This is a genomic window from Pseudomonas sp. NPDC087817 (assembly GCF_044742875.1).
Taxonomy (GTDB): Bacteria; Pseudomonadota; Gammaproteobacteria; order Pseudomonadales; family Pseudomonadaceae; genus Aquipseudomonas.
On record NZ_JBIUVJ010000007.1, the window covers coordinates 117,043 to 136,877 of the forward strand.

Below are 19,835 nucleotides of genomic sequence, written 5' to 3' on the forward strand. Positions count from 1 at the left end.
ACAGCTTCACTCTGTCCTCGGCCATCAAAGGCAAATACGGCCTGGTGTTCTTCTACCCACTGGACTTCACCTTCGTCTGCCCGTCCGAGCTGATCGCTCTGGACAACCGCATGGCTGACTTCAAGGCTCGCAACGTTGAAGTGATCGCCGTGTCGATCGACTCGCACTTCACCCACAACGCCTGGCGCAACACCCCAGTGAACAATGGCGGCATCGGCCAGGTGAAATACACCATGGCTGCCGACATGAAACACGACATCGCCAAGGCCTACGACGTTGAGTCCGAAGGCGGCGTGGCTTTCCGTGGCGCATTCCTGATCGATGACAAGGGCGTTGTCCGCTCGCAGATCATCAACGACCTGCCGCTGGGCCGTAACATGGAAGAGCTGATCCGTCTGGTCGACGCTCTGCAATTCCACGAAGAGCACGGCGAAGTCTGCCCTGCCAACTGGAAAAAAGGCGACAAAGGCATGAACGCTTCGCCAGAAGGCGTTGCTGCATACCTGACCGAGAACGCTGCTGCCCTGTAAGGCGCAACGTCGAGGTACAAAAAAACCGGCCCACGTGGCCGGTTTTTTTATGTGGAGAATTATTTGAAACAGCCTTTCGGCATCATTTGTTTCAAATGCGCGAGAAAAATACTGGATGACTGAACAGTGGTTGGATAGGGTTGTGCTCGAGCGATAACAGGTCGCCTCACTTCAGTAAGGACGGTGCAATGGATTGCATGATGCAGAAGGGGATTCAAATGCCGAGTAGCCTGGACGTTGCGGATTATTTCCTCTGCCTGGAAGGGCATGAGGGGGAGATCTCCAATCTTAAAATTCAAAAAATGGTTTATTACGCTCAAGGATTCAGTCTGGCCGTCCATGGCGAGGCTCTCTTCCCTGAAAAGCTGGAAGCGTGGATGCACGGGCCAGTGGTTCCGGATCTGTATCGAAGATTCAGCCAATTTGGATCGAGTGCCATTCCTCCTCCAAGTGATTTCAATCCAGATGTCTTCAGTGCCAAACAACAAAGTTTGCTCAACGAAGTGTTCGACGTTTATGGCCAATTCTCGGCGTGGAAACTACGTCAGCTGACACATGAAGAAGCCCCTTGGCGTAGAAACTTCAAGGAAGGGGAGTTCAGCCGAGAAATTCCCGCCTGTGAGATGCAGGAGTATTTCCGAGAGCATTTGGTGAACTGAAAAATGGCCAGGTTCAAACGCAGGGAACGCGATGCGGCGGCTGCAGTAACGGCAAGGACGTCCACCATCGAAATGGATTCATCGGAAGCACGACCTCCGGTTTTCTCATTTGAATATTTGCAGAATGGATGGTGCATTCAAGATTGCGAGGCCGTCGAACGCTCGAAAATGCTTGAGCGTCTGAGGATTCCGGGAAAAATGCCTTGGAGAGAAATGCGCAAGGAGCATAGGCATCGATATGGCTGTGAAACGATTGAGAGAAACAGCTTGAAAGTCGGGATACCTGATTTTTTAACAGGTGATGTCAGATTGTTGGTGTTTCGGGCTTTCGAGCGTGTAGCGATGGTTGGCTACAAAAACCATCGGGTTTTCTACGTCATGTGGATTGATCGAGAATTTAAGCTCTATAAGCATTAAACGAAAAACCGGCCCACGTGGCCGGTTTTTTCATGTGCAGGATTTACCCGACGAGGATCAGTCGTCGAAGTCTTCCCAGCCCCCCATCTGTTTCCAGCGGTTGACGATGCCACAGAACAGCTCAGCGGTTTTCTCGGTGTCGTAACGCGCGGAGTGCGCCTCACGGCCGTCGAAATCGATGTCGGCGGCCTGGCAGGCTTTTGCCAGTACGGTTTGACCGTACGCCAGACCGGCCAGCGTCGCGGTGTCAAAGCTGGAGAACGGGTGGAACGGGTTGCGCTTCATGTCCAGTCGCGCAACCGCAGCGTTGAGGAAACCGAGGTCGAAGCTGCTGTTGTGGCCGACCAGAATCGCCCGTTTGCAGCCGTTGGCCTTCAGCGCCTTGCGAATGCCGCGGAAGATGTCGGTCAGTGCCGTCTCTTCGCTGACGGCCATGCGCAGCGGATGATCGAGCTTGATCCCGGTGAACTCCAGCGCTGCCGCTTCGATGTTGGCGCCTTCAAACGGCTCAACGCGGAAGAAGTAGGTGTGATCCGGGTAGACAAAACCCTTTTCATCCATGGCGATGGTGGTCGCGGCAATCTCCAGTAACGCATCGGTGGCAGAATTGAAGCCACCGGTTTCTACGTCGACGACAACCGGCAGGTAGCCACGAAAGCGTGCTGCCATCGGGTGACGGGAACCGCCACCGCCACTTTGACCGTCCAGTTCGTCGTCGAAATGGTCTTCACTCACGCGTGTTCCTCCAGCAGGCGCCAGCGCAGTTTTTCACCGGCGCGCAGCGGGATAACGGTCAGCTCGCCGAATGGCAGGCTGGTCGGGGCGGTCCATTCTTCACGAACCAGGGTAATGCGATCGGTATTCGCCGGCAGGCCATAGAAGCGCGGGCCGTTGAGGCTGGCGAAGGCTTCGAGCTTGTCCAGCGCATTACGCTGTTCGAAGGCTTCGGCGTACATCTCGATGGCGGCGTACGCGGTGTAGCAGCCGGCGCAGCCGCAGGCGGCTTCCTTGGCGTGCTGGGCGTGCGGCGCCGAGTCGGTACCGAGGAAGAACTTCGCGCTGCCGCTGGTGGCGGCGTCGAGCAGAGCTTCCTGATGCGTATTGCGCTTGAGGATCGGCAGGCAATAGAAGTGCGGCCGAATCCCGCCAACCAGCATGTGGTTGCGGTTATAGAGCAGGTGATGTGCGGTGATGGTCGCGCCGACGTTGGCCGAGGCCTCGTTGACGAACTGCACGGCATCGCCGGTGGTGATGTGTTCGAACACCACTTTCAGGGTCGGGAAACGCTCGACCACACGACGCATGTGCTCGTCGATGAAGATCTTTTCGCGGTCGAAGACATCGACATCGCCACGGGTCACTTCGCCGTGGATCAGCAGGGGCATGCCGACTTCGGCCATGGCTTCCAGCGCCGGGAAAATCTTGTCGATGCTGGTCACCCCGGAATCGGAGTTGGTGGTCGCCCCGGCCGGGTACAGCTTGGCGGCGTGTACGAAACCGCTGGCCTTGGCTTCACGAATTTCTTCGGGCTGGGTGCGGTCGGTGAGGTACAGCACCATCAGCGGCTCAAAGCGACTGCCGGCCGGGCGGGCAGCGAGAATCCGCTGGCGATAGCCGTCGGCTTCAGCGGCGTTGCGCACTGGCGGGACCAGGTTGGGCATGATGATGGCGCGGCCAAAGGTGCGCGCAACATCGGCAACGGTATTGGTCAACACGGCACCATCGCGAAGATGAATGTGCCAGTCGTCGGGACGCAGCAGGGTCAGGCGGTCGGACATGAGGGGATTCCAGGCGGGTCAAACTGAGGCGAATGCTACCGGAAAAGACTCTTGCAGGCACTCGCTATCAAGTTTTGCGGGATGCTTCCGATATCCCGTAGGTATGCCGTAAACATAGTGTGAATCGGTCTTTGTGTTTCAGAAGCCAATGGAGCCTCCCGTGCGCCAGCGTTATTTAGCCTTGCTCAGTGTGTTTGCCAGCCTTCCCGCGATGGCGCTCACCTACCAGACTCGCCTGGAGAACATTGAGTGGACGGTCGCCGGCGACAAGTTCGAGTGCCGCCTGACACAGCCGATCACCGATTTCGGTTCGGGTGAATTCGTGCGCAAGGCTGGCGAACAGGCGATCTTTCGTCTGAATGCCTACAACGCCATGCTCGGCGGCGGTTCGGCGACTTTGCTGGCAGCCGCCGCGCCTTGGCAGCCGGGGCGCGGTGACATCAATCTGGGCAGCGTCAGGCTCGGCAGTGGCAATGTCTTGTTCAGCAGCTCGCAGTCCCAGGCCGGTGGCCTGATCAGCGGTCTGCTGGACGGTCGTAGCCCGGTCGTGCGTCGTGCTTCGGGCGATGGCCGCGTGTCGGAAGTGCGTTTGTTGCCGGTGAAATTCAGTAAGGCGTTTAACGACTATCAAACCTGTGTGGCGAAATTGCTGCCGCAGAATTTCGACCAGATCAAGCAGTCGCAGATCGGCTTCCCCGGCGAGGGCGTTGACCTGGACGCTGCCGCCAAGGCCAAGCTGCAAGTGATGCTCGAATTCATGAAGGCTGATCCGACGGTCAATCACATTGAGCTCGATGGGCATTCCGACAACAGCGGCAATCGCTTGACCAACCGTGAACTGTCGCGCCGTCGGGCGCTGGCGGTGGTCGACTTCTTCAAGGCCAACGGCATTCAGGAATCGCAGATCACCGTGCGTTTCCATGGCGAGCAATATCCCATTGTGCCGAACACCAATGCGGCCAATCGGGCGAAGAATCGTCGGGTTAACGTAAAACTCGCGCGCGTGGCTCCAGTCACGGCCCCGGCACCACAAGCGAGCACTCCAGCCAACACTGCTGCGACTTCCTGACCCACCGGTCATCGTCGCGCTCTCGACAGATTCTGTCGCTTTGTCGTCTTAAGCTGTCGCGCCTCTGTAAATTATCGCGTTTGAGCGGTAGACTCCTCGGCTTTCCGTAGAACCCCGTGGAGTGATGGCATGGCGGACGTAAACAAGGTCGTTCTGGCGTATTCCGGCGGCCTGGACACTTCGGTGATCCTCAAGTGGCTGCAGGATACTTATAACTGTGAAGTGGTGACCTTCACCGCTGATCTCGGTCAAGGCGAAGAGGTCGAGCCGGCCCGCGCCAAGGCTCAGGCCATGGGCGTCAAAGAAATCTACATCGACGACCTGCGCGAAGAATTCGTGCGCGATTTCGTATTCCCGATGTTCCGCGCCAACACCGTTTACGAAGGCGAGTACCTGCTGGGTACTTCCATCGCACGTCCGCTGATCGCCAAACGTCTGATCGAAATCGCCAACGAAACCGGCGCTGACGCCATTTCCCATGGCGCCACCGGCAAGGGCAACGACCAGGTGCGTTTCGAACTGGGCGCCTACGCGCTCAAGCCAGGCGTGAAAGTAATTGCCCCTTGGCGTGAGTGGGACCTGCTGTCCCGCGAGAAGCTGATGGACTACGCCGAGAAGCACGCGATCCCGATCGAGCGTCATGGCAAGAAGAAGTCCCCGTACTCGATGGACGCCAACTTGCTGCACATCTCCTATGAAGGCGGCGTGCTGGAAGACACCTGGACCGAGCACGAAGAAGACATGTGGCGTTGGACCGTCTCCCCGGAGAACGCGCCTGACACCCCGCAATACCTGGAACTGACCTATCGTAACGGCGACATCGTTGCGCTGGACGGCGTCGAAATGACCCCGGCCACCGTACTGGCGACGCTGAACAAGATCGGCGGTGCTCACGGTATCGGCCGTCTCGACATCGTCGAGAACCGTTACGTCGGCATGAAGTCCCGTGGCTGCTACGAAACCCCGGGCGGCACCATCATGCTGCGCGCTCACCGCGCCATCGAATCGATCACCCTGGACCGCGAAGTCGCTCACCTCAAAGACGAGCTGATGCCGAAATACGCCAGCCTGATCTACACCGGCTACTGGTGGAGCCCTGAGCGTCTGATGCTGCAGCAGATGATCGACGCTTCGCAGGTCAACGTGAACGGTGTGGTTCGCCTGAAACTGTATAAAGGTAACGTGATCGTCACTGGCCGCAAGTCCGACGATTCGCTGTTCGACGCAAACATCGCGACCTTCGAAGAAGACGGCGGTGCTTACAACCAGGCCGACGCGGCGGGCTTTATCAAGCTCAACGCGCTGCGCATGCGCATTGCTGCCAACAAGGGCCGCAAGCTGTTCTGATTTTTCAGACTGACGCGCAATAAAAGGGCGGCCTTGTCTTCGAGACAGGGCCGCCCTTTTTTACATGATTCTTTTTTTCGGCGCTCATCGAGCAATGTCTCTGGTCTGTCCGCTTGCGCGGCAACGACCCCATCCTTCAAGTCCGTCCCAACAGCGTCACCGCTTGTGAGCACAGGTTGTAAACAATACACAGCGTGGTGCCTGAGTCTTTCCTGGCGTGTTTGATCTGTAGCAGCGCACTCTTCGTCAGTGAAGCGTCTGACACATGATTGGAAAGAAACACGATGACGCGGGTGGTTTTCCTGTCGTTGAGCCGGATTCTTTGCACAATTGTGGCGAGTTCTCTCGACGCATCGATGTCACGGGCATCAATGATGTGCAGGTTGCTGACGCAAACGGGCAACTGAATATTGTGTTGGACCGTCAGGTTTGACCTCGCACGGGGGGGCGTTGGCGGATCGGGCGCGTTGTGGATTTCGCACGAGTCCGCGCATTGTGCGGCGGTATCATGAGGTACGACGCGACTCGAAATTCCGAAAGTATGGTGTGTGGTGGATCCCTCTTTGGATGTGTTGCGTTTGTTGTCGCGGTCATTGCTGTCCATGGCTTTCAAGAAAGTCGCGTCCTTACCGAAATCGGAAGGTGAATAGAGTGAGCGATAATTGAAGTTCAAAGTTATAAAAAAAAGAAATAACAAATAGAACGGAAAGCTGATCAGGAACCATACATAGATGGCGCGATCCTCACTGTTGAGGAACGGCAAGGATATCGCTGCAGATGCTTCTGAGATGCCAGCGAATATAGCGATTACCGTCATTGGATTGGTGATTTTGTTTTTTATCTTTAACATGCTTGTGCTCTTGTGTTTGGTTTTTCTCATAGATGGGTTGTTCATGTTTTGTGAGATTGTCATAGTTGAGAGAGTGTTGTTGTATTTATAGCAAAAGTGTTTGATTGAGTATAAATATCTTGTTTCAAGTGTTTGTGGGGCGTGGAGGTGCATGAAAGTTGTGAAAGAGAGTGTTATTGCTTGATGTTTCCAGTTTGCACACGTGATCATTCTTGTTAGGTATATGTCGTCCATCCGTAATGGAGTCGGAGTGTGGAATGGCCGCTGCATGGCACAAGGGTCGTAATCTGTTACAAGTTAAAGTGGGGAATATAACGAGGGAGTTAGTGCGTTACAGCGTCGGATTTATAGAGTGAAAAGGATTTTTTGTAGGAATTATCTTCAATGGTTGTAGGGAATGTCTTTCGATGCAAGTGCATGAGAGCCCCGACATGCCACTGCGCAAGTGACTGGGATATGGTGCGTGTTCTAAAAATTCGAACAGCGAAACTGGACTTGCCCATGAATAAAGTGCTGATCGTGGATGACCATCCCGTCATTCGTCTTGCGGTACGTATGCTGATGGAACGTCATGGCTACGAAGTCATTGCAGAAACTGATAACGGTGTGGATGCACTGCAACTTGCGCGCGAGCAGATGCCGGATATTGTAATTCTGGATATTGGAATACCCAAACTTGATGGACTGGAAGTTATTGCGCGTCTGACCTCGACCGCCATGCCAATTAAAGTTCTGGTACTGACCTCCCAGGCGCCTGGACATTTTTCAATGCGCTGCATGCAATCGGGAGCGGCGGGATATGTGTGTAAGCAACAGGACCTGACTGAATTGCTTAGCGCAATCAAGGCCGTTTTGTCCGGCTACAGTTACTTTCCAAATCAGGCGTTGCATACAGTACGTACCAGTCTGGGTAATGCCAGTGAAGCAGACATGGTGGATCGTCTGTCCGGGCGCGAAATGATGGTGTTGCAACAATTGGCGCGAGGCAAGACCAACAAGGAAATCGCCGACGGCATGTTTCTGAGCAACAAAACCGTGAGTACCTACAAGACCCGCTTATTGCTGAAGCTCAATGCGCGTTCACTGGTTGATTTGATCGAGCTGGCGCAACGCAATGGACTCGTCTGAATGTTTTATCAGCTGACGGGGTCATGGGCCGATCGAGTTCAGCTAGCCGCAGAAAGTGAAAAGCCTCCGTTTCGGGAGGCTTTCAAGCATCAGAGATCAAAATCGTAATCGGCCAATTGCCTTTGCAGTCGGCGCTCCTCCAGCAGGTTATCGATTGTGCGACGTTTGCTGAGGTTGGTTTTGGCCACCTCGACAACCGGTTCCGGGTCATCGGTCTCAGTGGGGGTGAAATCGTCTTCTACGTCCAATCGCTCTTTTTCGGTACTCATAAAGCTGACTCCCGGCTAAGACTGCCTTTGGCGCTCCTTATATCGGTAATGCAGCGAAGGGTAAAAAAGATTTTTTCAATCGATCAATCAATAAACCTAATGCTTGATCAATCGTCCGATGTTTTGGCTTTGTACTCGCACAAATCTTCGATCCTGCAACTGCCGCACCGCGGCTTGCGTGCCAGGCACACATAGCGGCCGTGAAGAATCAGCCAGTGGTGGGAATCGAGCAGAAATTCCTTGGGGACGAACTTCATCAGTTTCATTTCCACTTCGACAACATTCTTGCCGGGAGCGATACCGGTGCGGTTGCTGACGCGGAAAATGTGGGTGTCGACGGCCATGGTCAGTTGGCGGAAAGCCGTGTTGAGCACCACGTTGGCAGTCTTTCGGCCCACGCCCGGCAAGGCTTCGAGCTCCTCACGCGTTTGCGGTACTTCACTGCCGTGGCGCTCGACCAGTAAGCGGCAAGTTTCGATGACGTTCTTGGCTTTGCTGTTGTAAAGGCCGATGGTCTTGATGTATTCGGACAGACCTTCGACGCCCAGCGCATGTATCGCCGCCGGGGTGTTGGCTACCGGGAACAGCTTCGCCGTTGCCTTGTTGACGCCCACGTCGGTCGATTGCGCCGAAAGGATCACGGCAATCAGCAGTTCGAAAGGCGAGGAGTAGGCCAGTTCGGTTTTCGGCTCGGGATTGTCTTCATGCAGTCGGCGAAAGATCTCAAGACGTTTTGCGGCATTCATGGGCGATGCGTTTCCTTGGAAATAGAGTTCGAGCGGGTCCACGCCTGTCGGGCGGCCAGCAACAGCCCCAACAGAATCAGCGCGCCCGGAACCAGAGTTGCCAGATGCAACCCTTCACTGAATAAAACAAGACCTTGCCGATGTTCGAAGATGCCTCGGCCGAGGGTTCCCTGGCCGGCGAGCTCTCGCAACAAGGCGAGGATCAGCATCAAGGCACCGGACAGACCCGCGAGTTTGAAGCGCTCGATTCGCGACTGCCGGAAGAATCCATTGTGTTCCAATGCTACGCACTGCAAAGCGATCAGGCCGGCATAAAGCCCCAAGGCCTGATGCCATGGCAAAAACCAGCGTTGCGCGAGAATCTCGGCGCAACTGGTCAATGCAGCTGCGAGCAGCAAGCTGGCGAGTAAAGTGTTTGTCCCCGTCAGGCGCGAACGCAGCGGGCGCATGCACATGCCGTAAGCACCCACGACCAGGACGAACATCAGTACCGTTACCAGTGCGCTGGCCAATGAGCCGGTGGTGCCCAGCAGCAACATCAGCATCAATGAGTTCGCCAGCGTCGCCGACCGGGTCATGGTTCGTTCCCCAGTAATGGCACACGATGCTCATCGAAGTAGCGCAGTGCATCATGGATTGCATTGATCACCGCGCGAGACGTAATGGTCGCGCCAGCCATCTGATCAAACTGCCCCTGATCCTTTTTCAGCGCCCAACCGGAATCCGTCGGTTGATTGCTCGATTTGCCGGTAAATACCTGCAACCACGTATTCGGCCAGTCGCCCAAATGTCCGCCCAGTGCCGGGGTTTCTGTCTGCTTGAGGGTTTTCACACCGAGCAATTTTCCTTCCGCATCGATGGCGATCAGCAACTCGATGCTGCCCGCATAGCCCTCGGTCTGGCTGCGCAGCAACACCGCGACTGACTGGCCAGCCTTGGTCGCGCGATAGCCGCCGGTCAGTGTGCTGTGGCTCAAGGCGACGTTTGCCAGGACCAGCGGCTGTTCCAGAGGTTGATTGTCATAGGTCTCTGCCGCGAGCACGTCGAGCAGTTTGCGGCTGTCGAACAGACGTTGCGCAGCGGCAATCTGCGGTGCATTGCTGCGTTGTACAAAGTACGTCGCACCGACGCCGACGACGGCCAACAGCAGCAGCGTGAGCGCGCTTGTCGTCCGATTCATGGGCTCACCTGTGCTTGTCGACTGGCGGCAAACCGTTCCAGCGCCGGCACGCAGAGATTCATCAGCAACACCGCAAACGCGACACCGTCCGGATACCCGCCCCAGGTGCGAATCAGATAAGTCAGCAAGCCGACACCGACGCCAAACAGTAAGCGGGCGAGAGGACTTTTGGCGCCGGACACCGGTTCAGTAATGATGAAGAATGCGCCAAGCATGGTGGCGCCACTGAGCAGGTGAAACAGCGGCGAGCCGTGTGAGTCCGAGCCCGAGCCGTTCCAGCACAACAGACTGACCACAAACAGGCTGGCGAGCATGCCAACCGGCGCATGCCAGCCGAACACTCGTCGTTGCAGCAGGAACAGCCCGCCCGCGAGAAATGCCAGGTTCACCCATTCCACACCCCGGCCGCCGAAGCGCCCGAATGCCGGACTGGCGGCGAACAACTCATCGATGGTCAGACTTTTATTGATGCGCAGACTGTCCAGCGCTGTGGCCTGAACCCAGGCGTCCGGCGCCTGAGCGGGATTGAACACCTGCTGCACTGCGTCGAACAGCGCCAGGCCGTGAGCCGGCCAATGTGTCATCGGCTGTGGAAACATCACGATGATCAAGGCAAATCCGAGCATGGCCGGGTTGAACGGATTTTTACCCACGCCGCCATACAGGTGCTTGCCAAACAACAGACCGAAGGCGATTGCGGTCACCGTCAGCCACCATGGGCAATACGCTGGCAACGCGACGGCCAGCAGTGTCGCGCTGACCAGCGCACTGCCGTCGCTCAGCGTCGGCTGTAACGATTGGCGGCGCAGACGCATGACGCACGCCTCAACGATCAACGCGGTGCTGACCGACAGAATCAAATTGATCAACACGCCCCAGCCGTACAGCGCGAACAAGGCCAGCAGCCCCGGCAGCGTAGCGAGCAGTACCTGTTTCATCGCCTGTTGCAGGCGATCGTCCGGCGCCTCAAGGGGCGACATGGTCTTGCACCTGGCGCTCGGCGTCTTGCAGGCGGGCGCGGGCCTTGTCGAGGGTTTCGGCGGGCGTGTCGGCGCGACGTTCGAGTTTGTTGAAGTCGGCGCGGGCGTAGGCCAATTCGGTTTTCAACTGACGAAGCTGGCCGTCGATCGGGCGTTTTTCGACTCGTACAAGGTCAGGCACAGGCTGATCACTTGAGTTTTCGGCGGTGTGGAGGGCTTGCTCGGCTTCACGCAGTGATTGCTCCAGCGCCGTAATTTGCTCGGGTGGCGCCTCGGCAGTCTGGGCCTTTTTCAGCTCGGCGCGCCGCATGGCCAACTGGATCTTTGCTCGTTTCAGGTCGGCGTCCTTCGCCGGGACTGGCGCGACCGGAGCGGCGGGTGTGGCGCTTTCGAGTTTCGCCAGGGCCTGCTCGGCTGCTTCGAATTGTTGCTGCAGCACGATCAATTGCGACTGCTGCTCAAAGGTCGGCGGATGGCCGAAGGCTTTCAGCGATTTGTGCAATTGCGCGCGGCTCATCGCGACGTCAATCTTGGCTTTCTTCAGCGCAGCATCAGCCGTGGCGGCTTTTTGCGCGCGCACACGCTCCAACGCAGCCTGCACGGGGTCGAGCGTTGTTACCTCAGATTGCGTGGCTTTTTTCGCCCTGGCCTCACGTTCAGCCTGTTTCTGCTGTTCTTCCCGTTGCAGGCGCGCGTTACGGCGTTCGAAACGCTGGCGAGCATGGTCGCGTTTGACGGCGCGCGCGCGTTGTTCTTCAAGACTGAACGCCAGCCCGCCCACCACCGGCAACGTGCCGAGCGGCAGTGGATGCATTTCGATGCAATCCACCGGGCACGGCGCCACGCACAGGTCGCAACCGGTGCACTCGTCGATGATCACCGTATGCATCAATTTCGCCGCACCGACGATGGCGTCGATCGGGCAGGCCTGGATGCACTTGGTGCAACCGATGCATTCGGCTTCGCGGATGTAGGCGACTTGTGGCGGTGCCGAACCGCGGCTGATGTCCAGTTCCAGCACCGGCACTTTCAGCAACTCGGCCAATGCCGCCACCGTTTCGTCACCGCCCGGCGGGCATTTGTCGATCGGCTCGCCGGCGGCGATGCCTTCGGCGTAGGGTTTGCATCCGGGGTGGCCGCACTTGCCGCATTGGGTCTGCGGCAGCAGGGCATCGATGCGTTGAATCAGACTCATGTTTTGATCAGTCCACTGAATCCGAGAAAAATCACTGCGATCAATCCGGCGCCGATCAGGTCGATCGGCAAGCCGCGAAAGGGCAGAGGAATGTCGTTGCCGGCCGTGCGCTCGCGCAAATCGCTGAACAGGCACAGGACCAGCCAGAAGCCCAGCCCCGCGCCAAGGCTCAATGCCGTTGCAGGCAGCAGCCCTTGATCGTTTTGCGCATTGATCAGCGCCAGCCCGAGTATGCCGGCATTGCCCAGCAACAGCGGCCACAAACCCTCGAACGGCCAGTCGGGCAGCCCGCGAGCCAGCGCTTTCAGCAGCGGTGCGATCAACAGCACGCTCAACGGCAGAAAAACGAATAGACGCAGGGCTTGCAGTTGCAATGGCACCAGCAGCCAGTGCCAGATGGCCTGACTGATTACGCCTACGATCAGCATCAGGCACAACGTCGCCAGCCCCAGCGCATGTACCTGACGGCGACTGCCCGCCAGCAGCGGATCGACGCCCAGCGGCCAGTGCAACACGAAGTTGTTGAGCAGCGCGGCACTGAAAAGCGTAAGCACAAGTTCGGTCATGGTTCTGCCGGCGAAACGGGCGGGTGTCTCTTAAGGTTAGGCATTATCCGGCAGGGTGGGCCAGATATGAAAAATCCCACCGGCATGCAGGGCACGTCGGTGGGATCGATTGGTCGCCGCGTCTTACTTGATGCGTTGACCCGGCTTGGCGCCGCTGTCCGGGCTCAGCAGGTAGATTTCTTCACCGCCAGGACCTGCCGCCATCACCATGCCTTCGGAAATACCGAACTTCATTTTCCGTGGCTTGAGGTTGGCGATCATCATGGTCAGGCGACCATCGAGTTTGGACGGGTCCGGATAAGCGCTCTTGATCCCGGAGAACACGTTACGTTGCTCGTCACCGATGTCCAGCGTCAGGCGCAACAGCTTGTCGGCACCTTCCACGTGTTCGGCCTTGACGATCAGTGCAACGCGCAGATCAATCGCGGCAAAGGCGTCGAAGTCGATTTCCGGCGACAGCGGATCCTTGGCCAGTTCGCCGTTGCCCGCCGGTGCGGCAGCGCCGGTGTCGGTCTGGCTGGCGGTCAGGTCTTCTTTCGAGGCGTCGGTCATGGCTTGCACTTTTACCGGGTCGATGCGGGTCATCAACGGCTTGAATTCGTTGAGCTGGTGGTTGGCCAGCAGGGTGGTGTGGTCGTTCCAGGTCAGCGGGGCGACGTTGAGGAACGCCTCGGCATCGGCAGCCAGCAGCGGCAATACCGGTTTGAGGAAGATCACCAGTTGGCGGAACAGGTTGATACCGGTGGCGCAGATCGCCTGGACTTCATCCTGCTTGCCTTCCTGCTTGTTCAACGACCATGGCGCCTTGTCGGCGATCCACGCGTTGGCGCGGTCGGCCAGAGCCATGGTTTCGCGCATGGCACGGGCGAAGTCGCGGGCTTCATAGGCGTCGGCAATGCTTGGCGCGGCGGCGAGGAAAGCCTCGGTCAGTTCTGGCGCGGCATTGTTGTCGACCAGCAGGCCGGCGTTACCTTTCTGAATGAAACCGGCGCAACGGCTGGCGATGTTGACAACTTTGCCGACCAGGTCGGAGTTGACCTTCTGCACGAAGTCTTCGAGGTTCAGGTCGAGGTCATCGACGCCACGGCCCAGTTTGGCCGCGTAGTAGTAGCGCAGGTATTCCGGCGACAGGTGATCCAGGTACGTGCGGGCCTTGATGAAGGTGCCACGGGACTTGGACATCTTCTGGCCGTTGACGGTCAGGTAGCCGTGAACGTTGATCCCGGTTGGCTTGCGGTAACCCGCGCCTTCGAGCATCGCCGGCCAGAACAGGGCGTGGAAGTTGACGATGTCCTTGCCGATGAAGTGGTACAGCTCGGCGGTGGAGTCCTTGCCCCAGAACGCGTCGAAGTCCAGCTCCGGCGTGCGATCGCAAAGGTTCTTGAAGCTGGCCATGTAGCCGATCGGCGCATCCAGCCATACGTAGAAATACTTGCCCGGCTCGCCCGGGATCTCGAAGCCGAAGTACGGCGCATCGCGGGAGATGTCCCACTGTTGCAGGCCGGCGTCCAGCCATTCGGCGATCTTGTTGGCGACGGCGTCTTGCAGGGTGCCGCTGCGGGTCCAGGTTTGCAGCATCTGCTGGAAATCCGGCAGCTTGAAGAAGAAGTGCTGGGAATCCTTGAGCACCGGTGTGGCGCCAGAGATCGCCGACTTCGGATCCTTCAAATCAGTTGGCGCGTAGGTCGCGCCGCATTTTTCGCAGTTGTCGCCGTACTGGTCTTCGGTGCCGCATTTCGGGCAGGTGCCCTTGATGAAGCGGTCGGCCAGGAACATTTTCTTTTCCGGGTCGAAATACTGGGTGATCGAGCGCTGGGCAATGTGCCCGGCATCACGCAGCTTGATATAGATCTGGCTCGACAGCTCACGGTTTTCTTCGGCGTGAGTGGAGTGGAAATTGTCGAAGTCGACCAGGAACTCGGCAAAGTCGGCGCTGTGTTCAGCCTGCACGTTGGCGATCAGTTGTTCCGGGGTGATGCCTTCTTTTTCCGCGCGCAGCATGATCGCCGAACCGTGGGCGTCGTCGGCGCAGACATAAATGCATTGATTGCCGCGATGCTTCTGGAAGCGCACCCACATATCAGTCTGGATATATTCCAGCATATGGCCAAGGTGAATCGAACCGTTGGCGTAGGGCAGGGCGCTGGTGACGAGGATCTTGCGTGGTTCGGACATGTGGGGCTTCGCTACTTGATGAAACGGAGGTCGGCCACTATAAAGCGCTGGCGCATATTTTTCACCCTGTGCACCTGTTTCCGGATACGCCAGTCACTTAATTTTCAGCCTATGAAACCTTTCTATATGAATGGGCCCCTGTGGCGAGGGGATTTATCCCCGATGGGTGGCGAAGCCGCCCCAAAACCTGATACCTCGGTGTATCAGGTACACCGCGTTCAATCGTTTCACGACTGCTGCGCAGCCGATCGGGGATAAATCCCCTCGCCACAAAGGTTTTCCAGCTCGAGCAATCTGTTCGCCTCAAATCAATGTCCAGCGTACGATACCCGCCATCTTTTCCCAGTCTTGTTATCGGAGTTGCCCATGAGTGCCGTCACTCGCGCAGCGGTGGAAGCCGTCCTCAGCCAATACACCGACCCTTACCTGAACCAGGATCCGGTCAGCGCCGGTTGCGTGAAGAACATCGAAATCATCGGTGATCGCGTCAATGTTCAGCTGGAAATCGGTTACGCCGCCGGTCTGTTCAAAAGCGGCTGGGCGCAATTGCTGCAATTGGCCATCGAAAACATCGATGGCGTTGTGATCGCCAAGGTTGAAGTCAACAGCGTGATTGCCGCGCACAAGGCCCAGGCGCAGATTCCGGGGCTGGCCAACGTCAAGAACGTGGTCGCGGTCGCCTCGGGCAAGGGCGGCGTGGGCAAATCGACCACGGCGGCCAACCTCGCGCTGGCACTGGCTCGTGAAGGCGCCAAAGTCGGGATTCTCGACGCCGATATCTACGGTCCGAGCCAGGGCATCATGTTCGGCATCCCCGAGCGTACCCGCCCTGAGGTCAAGGATCAGAAGTGGTTCGTGCCACTCAAGGCCCACGGCGTGGAAGTCATGTCGATGGCCTTTCTGACCGACGACAACACGCCGATGGTCTGGCGCGGTCCGATGGTTTCCGGCGCGCTGCTGCAACTGGTTACGCAAACCGCGTGGGGCGATCTGGATTATCTGGTCATCGACATGCCGCCAGGCACCGGCGACATTCAACTGACCCTGGCGCAGAAAGTCCCGGTGGCCGGTGCCGTGATCGTCACTACCCCGCAAGATCTGGCACTGCTCGATGCGCGCAAAGGCGTGGAAATGTTCCGCAAGGTCAACATTCCAGTGCTGGGCGTGGTGGAAAACATGGCCGTGCACATCTGCTCGAACTGCGGACATGCCGAGCATCTGTTCGGTGAGGGTGGTGGCGAGAAACTGGCGACCCAATATGGCGTCGAACTGCTGGCGTCGCTGCCGTTGTCGATGCTGATCCGCGAACAGGCCGATGGCGGCAAGCCGACGGTTATTGCCGAACCAGACAGCCAGATTGCCATGGTCTATCAGGAACTGGCCCGCCATGTGGGCGCACGAATCGTGTTGCAGGAAGCGGCAACGCCGGCCATGCCGAACATCACCATCAGCGACGATTGATCCATCAGCAACACCGGTAATCCTGTAGGAGTGAGCCTGCTCGCGATAGCGGTCGATCATTCAACACTTCTGTTGAATGTTAATCCGCTATCGCGAGCAGGCTCACTCCTACAGTTGTTTTGCGGTGGATGTTAGATGCGCAACCCGCCATCCATCTCCAGAATCCGCCCGGTGTAATAATCGTTCTCGAAGATGTACGCCGCCGAATGGGCGATCTCTTCCGGTTTGCCCATGCGCTTGAGCGGAATACCCGACGTCATTTTCTCCAGCGCTTCCGGCTTCATCCCCAGGGTCATCTCGGTCTCGATGAAGCCCGGCGCAATGCCCGCCACGCGAATGCCATAACGCGCCAGCTCTTTTGCCCAGGTCACGGTCGCCGCCGCTACACCGGCCTTGGCGGCGGAGTAGTTGGTCTGGCCGACGTTGCCCGCGCGGGAGATCGACGAGATGTTGATGATCGCGCCGCTGTTCTTCAGCTCGACCATTTTTGCCGCCACTTCACGGGTGCACAGGAACACGCCGGTCAGGTTGACGTCGATCACCGCCTGCCACTGGGCCAGGCTCATCTTGGTCATTTCGCCGTCCTTGACCTTGAGCAGCAGGCCATCGCGCAGGATCCCGGCGTTGTTGATCAAACCGTGGATCGCGCCGAAATCTGCCGCCACTTGGGCGACCATGTGCTCGACCTGTTCTTCATTGGCGACGTTGCATAGATAGCTGCGCGCCTCGACACCCTTGGCTTTGCAGGCGGCAACCGCGTCGTCGAGTTTTTCCTGGTTCAGATCGACCAGTGCCAGCTTCGCGCCTTTACCGGCGAAATACTCGGCCATGGAGCGGCCCAAACCCTGGCAACCGCCGGTGATAATGATTACTTTGTCGTTGAGTTGCATTCGCATGCCCCGATAGCAGGTCAGAGTGGTTTTCCTTGGAGAGTCTCTCGATCTGCGCCCGATGTGGCCTGGCTGCACATGAGAGTTGCCCGAAGGTGAGCGGAACTTATCCCGCACACCTGTCCGTTTTTTCGACGGATTCTATTTAAGGAGTCATAAATTGAGCGTTGAAGTGGCCAAGAATGCCCGAGAATTGCTTCTCAAGGAATACCGCGGAGTGCTGTCGACCCACTCCAAATCGATGCCCGGTTTTCCCTTTGGCTCCGTCGTGCCTTATTGTCTGGACGAGCAGGGTCGGCCGCTGATCCTGATCAGCCGCATCGCCCAGCACACCCATAATCTGCAAAAAGACCCGAAATGCTCGATGCTGGTGGGTGAACGCGAGGCCGATGACGTGCAAGCCGTTGGTCGCCTGACCTATCTGGCCGAAGCCGAAAAACTCGAAGACGCCGCTGCCATTGAAGCCGCCGCCGAGCGCTACTACCGCTATTTCCCGGATTCACAGAACTACCACAAGGCCCACGATTTCGATTTCTGGGTGTTGAAGCCTGTGCGTCATCGCTACATTGGCGGTTTCGGCGCGATTCACTGGATCGATCAACTGACCCTGGCCAATCCATTCGCTGGCAAAGCTGAAATCAGCATGGTCGAGCACATGAATAGCGACCATGCCAAAGCCATCGCGCATTACGTCGACCTGGCCGGCCTGCCGAAAACCGTACCGGCGCAACTGGCCGGGATCGACACCGAGGGTATGCACCTGCGCATCGGTCAGGCGCTGTACTGGTTGCCGTTTCAAGCGCCTTGTCATACGCCGATACAAGTGCGCGAAGCCTTGGTTTCTCTGGCTCACGCTGAGGTCTGGCCAAAAAAGACAGTGGCCGACGCTTGAATTCACGAAAGGGCGACGTCATCTAAGGCTTACTGCAAGGCATTTCTTGCGTTGAGGAAATTTTGATGCGCCCTTTTTTGTTGCTCTTTCTGCTGTTTCCGGTGCTGGAGCTCTTCGTATTCGTCAAAGTGGCAGGGTCTATCGGGTTTTTCCCGGCCCTGTTGCTGATCATTCTCGGCTCGATGTTCGGTGTGTTCGTGCTGCGCGTCGCCGGTCTGGCCACGGCACTGCGTGCCCGGGAAAGCCTGAACCGCGGCGAGCTGCCTGCGCAAACCATGCTTGAAGGCCTGATGCTGGCACTGGCGGGTGGCTTGCTGATCCTGCCGGGTTTCATCAGCGATGTGGTCGGTCTGGTGATGTTGCTGCCGTTCACCCGTCGTCTACTGGCGAACAAGATGCGCCAGCGCGCCGAAGATCAGGCCATGCGCCAGCGTGCATTCGCCGACGACCTGCAACCCCGTGGCGGTCCTGCACCGCGCCAGCCTCTAGGCCGCGAGGGTGATGTGATCGAAGGTGAGTTCGAACATCGCGACAGCAAATAACCTGTTCAATGACACGGCACCTTCGGGTGCCGTGTTCGTTTATGGGCTGCTTTTGTGATCAACATTCGCGAAAAAATTTTAGCCTCGCCCTTGTAATAAGCTTATGCGCCCCTATGTAACGGTCACCGAAAGGTTTCCGACATTCGAGTCGGACAGACTTCCGCGGTTCGCTCGACGAATCGCAACCGGCGCAGGCCGGATTTGTTAAACCCGCCGGGACTACACCGGCCGATGAAAACCACAATTAGGAGAGATCGACAATGAAGCTTCGTCCTCTGCATGACCGCGTCGTTATCCGTCGCAGCGAAGAAGAAAAGAAAACCGCTGGCGGTATCGTCCTGCCAGGTTCGGCTGCTGAAAAAGCCAACCACGGTGTGATTGTCGCTGCAGGCCCAGGCAAGACTCTGGAAAACGGTGAAGTGCGTGCGCTGGCCGTTAAAGTCGGCGACAAGGTTGTGTTCGGTCCTTACTCCGGCAGCAACACTGTGAAAGTCGACGGCGAAGACCTGCTGGTAATGGCTGAGAACGAGATTCTCGCCGTACTGGAAGGCTGATTTCCCGCTCATTTTCCCGCTACTACAAAGTATTTAAGGAATATCGATCATGGCTGCTAAAGAAGTTAAATTCGGCGATTCCGCCCGCAAGAAAATGCTCACCGGTGTCAACGTCCTGGCTGACGCAGTAAAAGCGACCCTGGGCCCGAAAGGCCGTAACGTGATCATCGAGAAGAGCTTCGGCGCTCCGACCATCACGAAGGACGGCGTTTCCGTCGCCAAAGAAATCGAACTCGAAGATCGCTTCGAAAACATGGGCGCGCAGCTGGTCAAAGACGTTGCCTCCCGTGCCAACGATGACGCCGGTGACGGTACTACCACTGCTACCGTTCTGGCTCAGTCGATCGTCAACGAAGGCCTGAAAGCCGTCGCTGCCGGCATGAACCCGATGGACCTGAAGCGCGGCATCGACAAAGCGACCATCGCCATTGTCAAAGAGCTGAAAAACCTGTCCAAGCCATGCGCTGACACCAAGGCAATCGCTCAGGTTGGCACCATCTCCGCCAACTCCGACTTTTTCCATGGCTTCGGCAATGTTGTCGCCGATGGAGTTGTCGGAGTTGGCGGTGTTGGTGCCAACCTGAGCGATTGCCTTGGTGTCAGCGCA

The 19,835-nt window shown here is 57.6% G+C and carries 23 protein-coding genes; 11 read left to right on the forward strand and 12 right to left on the reverse strand.

Going from position 1 to position 19,835, the window contains the following annotated elements; all coding sequences use genetic code 11:
• The 3 genes from ACIONG_RS09410 to ACIONG_RS09420 form a co-directional block, all read left to right on the forward strand.
• The coding region (locus tag ACIONG_RS09410; RefSeq protein WP_401298493.1) for a peroxiredoxin at positions 1–530 on the forward strand (530 nt) is incomplete at its 5' end.
• A 188-nt stretch (positions 531–718) separates the two neighbouring features.
• Positions 719–1,189 (forward strand): Panacea domain-containing protein, encoded by a 471-nt coding sequence (locus tag ACIONG_RS09415; protein WP_103305482.1) that lies wholly within the window; start codon positions 719–721, stop codon positions 1,187–1,189.
• A 3-nt stretch (positions 1,190–1,192) separates the two neighbouring features.
• Positions 1,193–1,606, forward strand: a complete 414-nt coding sequence (locus ACIONG_RS09420) for a hypothetical protein (RefSeq protein WP_401298496.1) — start codon at positions 1,193–1,195, stop codon at positions 1,604–1,606.
• Positions 1,607–1,663: 57 nt separating this feature from the next.
• On the opposite strand, the gene rnt is transcribed toward ACIONG_RS09420, so the two are convergent.
• Both rnt and pyrC read right to left on the reverse strand, forming a co-directional pair.
• Positions 1,664–2,341 carry a ribonuclease T gene (gene rnt, locus ACIONG_RS09425; RefSeq protein ID WP_007916667.1) on the reverse strand — a complete coding sequence of 226 codons (678 nt, stop codon included), beginning with the start codon at positions 2,339–2,341 and terminating at the stop codon, positions 1,664–1,666.
• Positions 2,338–3,384: a dihydroorotase gene (pyrC, locus tag ACIONG_RS09430; RefSeq protein ID WP_093430577.1), complete on the reverse strand. Its 1,047-nt coding sequence runs from the start codon at positions 3,382–3,384 to the stop codon at positions 2,338–2,340. Before pyrC ends, rnt begins: the two co-directional genes overlap by 4 nt.
• A gap of 160 nt (positions 3,385–3,544) precedes the next feature.
• Between pyrC and ACIONG_RS09435 the strand changes: the two genes are divergently transcribed.
• Both ACIONG_RS09435 and ACIONG_RS09440 read left to right on the forward strand, forming a co-directional pair.
• A complete protein-coding gene (locus ACIONG_RS09435; protein ID WP_103305485.1) occupies positions 3,545–4,453 on the forward strand; it encodes an OmpA family protein in 909 nt (302 codons plus the stop codon).
• 129 nt (positions 4,454–4,582) lie between these two features.
• Positions 4,583–5,800 (forward strand): argininosuccinate synthase, encoded by a 1,218-nt coding sequence (locus ACIONG_RS09440; RefSeq protein ID WP_003227714.1) that lies wholly within the window; start codon positions 4,583–4,585, stop codon positions 5,798–5,800.
• A 136-nt stretch (positions 5,801–5,936) separates the two neighbouring features.
• On the opposite strand, the gene ACIONG_RS09445 is transcribed toward ACIONG_RS09440, so the two are convergent.
• A complete protein-coding gene (locus ACIONG_RS09445) occupies positions 5,937–6,650 on the reverse strand; it encodes a hypothetical protein (RefSeq protein WP_401298500.1) in 714 nt (237 codons plus the stop codon).
• Positions 6,651–7,151: 501 nt separating this feature from the next.
• Here ACIONG_RS09445 and ACIONG_RS09450 point away from each other — a divergent pair.
• On the forward strand, positions 7,152–7,778 hold the full coding sequence (locus tag ACIONG_RS09450; RefSeq protein WP_007916656.1) for a response regulator transcription factor: 627 nt from the start codon (positions 7,152–7,154) through the stop codon (positions 7,776–7,778).
• Positions 7,779–7,867: 89 nt separating this feature from the next.
• On the opposite strand, the gene ACIONG_RS09455 is transcribed toward ACIONG_RS09450, so the two are convergent.
• The 8 genes from ACIONG_RS09455 to metG form a co-directional block, all read right to left on the reverse strand.
• The gene (locus tag ACIONG_RS09455; protein ID WP_103305487.1) at positions 7,868–8,047 is read right to left on the reverse strand and encodes a PA3496 family putative envelope integrity protein; all 180 of its coding nucleotides are present in this window, start codon (positions 8,045–8,047) and stop codon (positions 7,868–7,870) included.
• Between the two features lie 107 nt (positions 8,048–8,154).
• Positions 8,155–8,793, reverse strand: coding sequence for an endonuclease III (gene nth / locus ACIONG_RS09460; protein ID WP_315445549.1), 639 nt, complete (start codon positions 8,791–8,793; stop codon positions 8,155–8,157).
• A complete protein-coding gene (locus tag ACIONG_RS09465; RefSeq protein ID WP_401298505.1) occupies positions 8,790–9,371 on the reverse strand; it encodes an Rnf-Nqr domain containing protein in 582 nt (193 codons plus the stop codon). Before ACIONG_RS09465 ends, nth begins: the two co-directional genes overlap by 4 nt.
• Positions 9,368–9,973, reverse strand: a complete 606-nt coding sequence (locus tag ACIONG_RS09470) for an RnfABCDGE type electron transport complex subunit G (protein WP_213026457.1) — start codon at positions 9,971–9,973, stop codon at positions 9,368–9,370. Before ACIONG_RS09470 ends, ACIONG_RS09465 begins: the two co-directional genes overlap by 4 nt.
• The gene (locus ACIONG_RS09475) at positions 9,970–10,953 is read right to left on the reverse strand and encodes an RnfABCDGE type electron transport complex subunit D (protein WP_401298509.1); all 984 of its coding nucleotides are present in this window, start codon (positions 10,951–10,953) and stop codon (positions 9,970–9,972) included. Before ACIONG_RS09475 ends, ACIONG_RS09470 begins: the two co-directional genes overlap by 4 nt.
• Positions 10,940–12,148 (reverse strand): electron transport complex subunit RsxB, encoded by a 1,209-nt coding sequence (gene rsxB / locus ACIONG_RS09480; RefSeq protein ID WP_401298511.1) that lies wholly within the window; start codon positions 12,146–12,148, stop codon positions 10,940–10,942. Before rsxB ends, ACIONG_RS09475 begins: the two co-directional genes overlap by 14 nt.
• Complete coding sequence (locus ACIONG_RS09485) at positions 12,145–12,714, reverse strand: electron transport complex protein RnfA (RefSeq protein ID WP_401298514.1); 570 nt, start codon at positions 12,712–12,714, stop codon at positions 12,145–12,147. Before ACIONG_RS09485 ends, rsxB begins: the two co-directional genes overlap by 4 nt.
• 123 nt (positions 12,715–12,837) lie before the next feature.
• Complete coding sequence (gene metG / locus ACIONG_RS09490) at positions 12,838–14,889, reverse strand: methionine--tRNA ligase (protein ID WP_401298516.1); 2,052 nt, start codon at positions 14,887–14,889, stop codon at positions 12,838–12,840.
• Positions 14,890–15,255: 366 nt separating this feature from the next.
• On the opposite strand from metG, the gene apbC reads away from it, so the two are divergent.
• On the forward strand, positions 15,256–16,350 hold the full coding sequence (gene apbC, locus ACIONG_RS09495) for an iron-sulfur cluster carrier protein ApbC (protein ID WP_401134273.1): 1,095 nt from the start codon (positions 15,256–15,258) through the stop codon (positions 16,348–16,350).
• Positions 16,351–16,481: 131 nt separating this feature from the next.
• On the opposite strand, the gene ACIONG_RS09500 is transcribed toward apbC, so the two are convergent.
• Positions 16,482–17,240: an SDR family oxidoreductase gene (locus ACIONG_RS09500; protein ID WP_053123391.1), complete on the reverse strand. Its 759-nt coding sequence runs from the start codon at positions 17,238–17,240 to the stop codon at positions 16,482–16,484.
• 160 nt (positions 17,241–17,400) lie between these two features.
• Between ACIONG_RS09500 and ACIONG_RS09505 the strand changes: the two genes are divergently transcribed.
• The 4 genes from ACIONG_RS09505 to ACIONG_RS09520 form a co-directional block, all read left to right on the forward strand.
• Positions 17,401–18,132, forward strand: coding sequence for a HugZ family protein (locus ACIONG_RS09505; protein WP_103305496.1), 732 nt, complete (start codon positions 17,401–17,403; stop codon positions 18,130–18,132).
• A gap of 65 nt (positions 18,133–18,197) precedes the next feature.
• Positions 18,198–18,674, forward strand: coding sequence for an FxsA family protein (locus ACIONG_RS09510; protein ID WP_122606802.1), 477 nt, complete (start codon positions 18,198–18,200; stop codon positions 18,672–18,674).
• A 260-nt stretch (positions 18,675–18,934) separates the two neighbouring features.
• Positions 18,935–19,228: a co-chaperone GroES gene (locus ACIONG_RS09515; RefSeq protein ID WP_003227685.1), complete on the forward strand. Its 294-nt coding sequence runs from the start codon at positions 18,935–18,937 to the stop codon at positions 19,226–19,228.
• Between the two features lie 49 nt (positions 19,229–19,277).
• A partial coding sequence (locus tag ACIONG_RS09520) for a TCP-1/cpn60 chaperonin family protein (RefSeq protein ID WP_401298520.1) occupies positions 19,278–19,835 on the forward strand: 558 nt, incomplete at its 3' end.

Coding starts and splice junctions, on each gene's coding strand:
- ACIONG_RS09415 (WP_103305482.1), top strand. CDS start 719: ATGGATTGCATGATGCAGAAGGGGATTCAAATGCCGAGTAGCCTGGAC.
- ACIONG_RS09420 (WP_401298496.1), top strand. CDS start 1,193: ATGGCCAGGTTCAAACGCAGGGAACGCGATGCGGCGGCTGCAGTAACG.
- pyrC (WP_093430577.1), bottom strand. CDS start 3,384: ATGTCCGACCGCCTGACCCTGCTGCGTCCCGACGACTGGCACATTCAT.
- ACIONG_RS09440 (WP_003227714.1), top strand. CDS start 4,583: ATGGCGGACGTAAACAAGGTCGTTCTGGCGTATTCCGGCGGCCTGGAC.
- ACIONG_RS09445 (WP_401298500.1), bottom strand. CDS start 6,650: ATGTTAAAGATAAAAAACAAAATCACCAATCCAATGACGGTAATCGCT.
- ACIONG_RS09450 (WP_007916656.1), top strand. CDS start 7,152: ATGAATAAAGTGCTGATCGTGGATGACCATCCCGTCATTCGTCTTGCG.
- ACIONG_RS09455 (WP_103305487.1), bottom strand. CDS start 8,047: ATGAGTACCGAAAAAGAGCGATTGGACGTAGAAGACGATTTCACCCCC.
- nth (WP_315445549.1), bottom strand. CDS start 8,793: ATGAATGCCGCAAAACGTCTTGAGATCTTTCGCCGACTGCATGAAGAC.
- ACIONG_RS09465 (WP_401298505.1), bottom strand. CDS start 9,371: ATGACCCGGTCGGCGACGCTGGCGAACTCATTGATGCTGATGTTGCTG.
- ACIONG_RS09470 (WP_213026457.1), bottom strand. CDS start 9,973: ATGAATCGGACGACAAGCGCGCTCACGCTGCTGCTGTTGGCCGTCGTC.
- ACIONG_RS09475 (WP_401298509.1), bottom strand. CDS start 10,953: ATGTCGCCCCTTGAGGCGCCGGACGATCGCCTGCAACAGGCGATGAAA.
- rsxB (WP_401298511.1), bottom strand. CDS start 12,148: ATGAGTCTGATTCAACGCATCGATGCCCTGCTGCCGCAGACCCAATGC.
- ACIONG_RS09485 (WP_401298514.1), bottom strand. CDS start 12,714: ATGACCGAACTTGTGCTTACGCTTTTCAGTGCCGCGCTGCTCAACAAC.
- metG (WP_401298516.1), bottom strand. CDS start 14,889: ATGTCCGAACCACGCAAGATCCTCGTCACCAGCGCCCTGCCCTACGCC.
- apbC (WP_401134273.1), top strand. CDS start 15,256: ATGAGTGCCGTCACTCGCGCAGCGGTGGAAGCCGTCCTCAGCCAATAC.
- ACIONG_RS09500 (WP_053123391.1), bottom strand. CDS start 17,240: ATGCAACTCAACGACAAAGTAATCATTATCACCGGCGGTTGCCAGGGT.
- ACIONG_RS09510 (WP_122606802.1), top strand. CDS start 18,198: ATGCGCCCTTTTTTGTTGCTCTTTCTGCTGTTTCCGGTGCTGGAGCTC.
- ACIONG_RS09515 (WP_003227685.1), top strand. CDS start 18,935: ATGAAGCTTCGTCCTCTGCATGACCGCGTCGTTATCCGTCGCAGCGAA.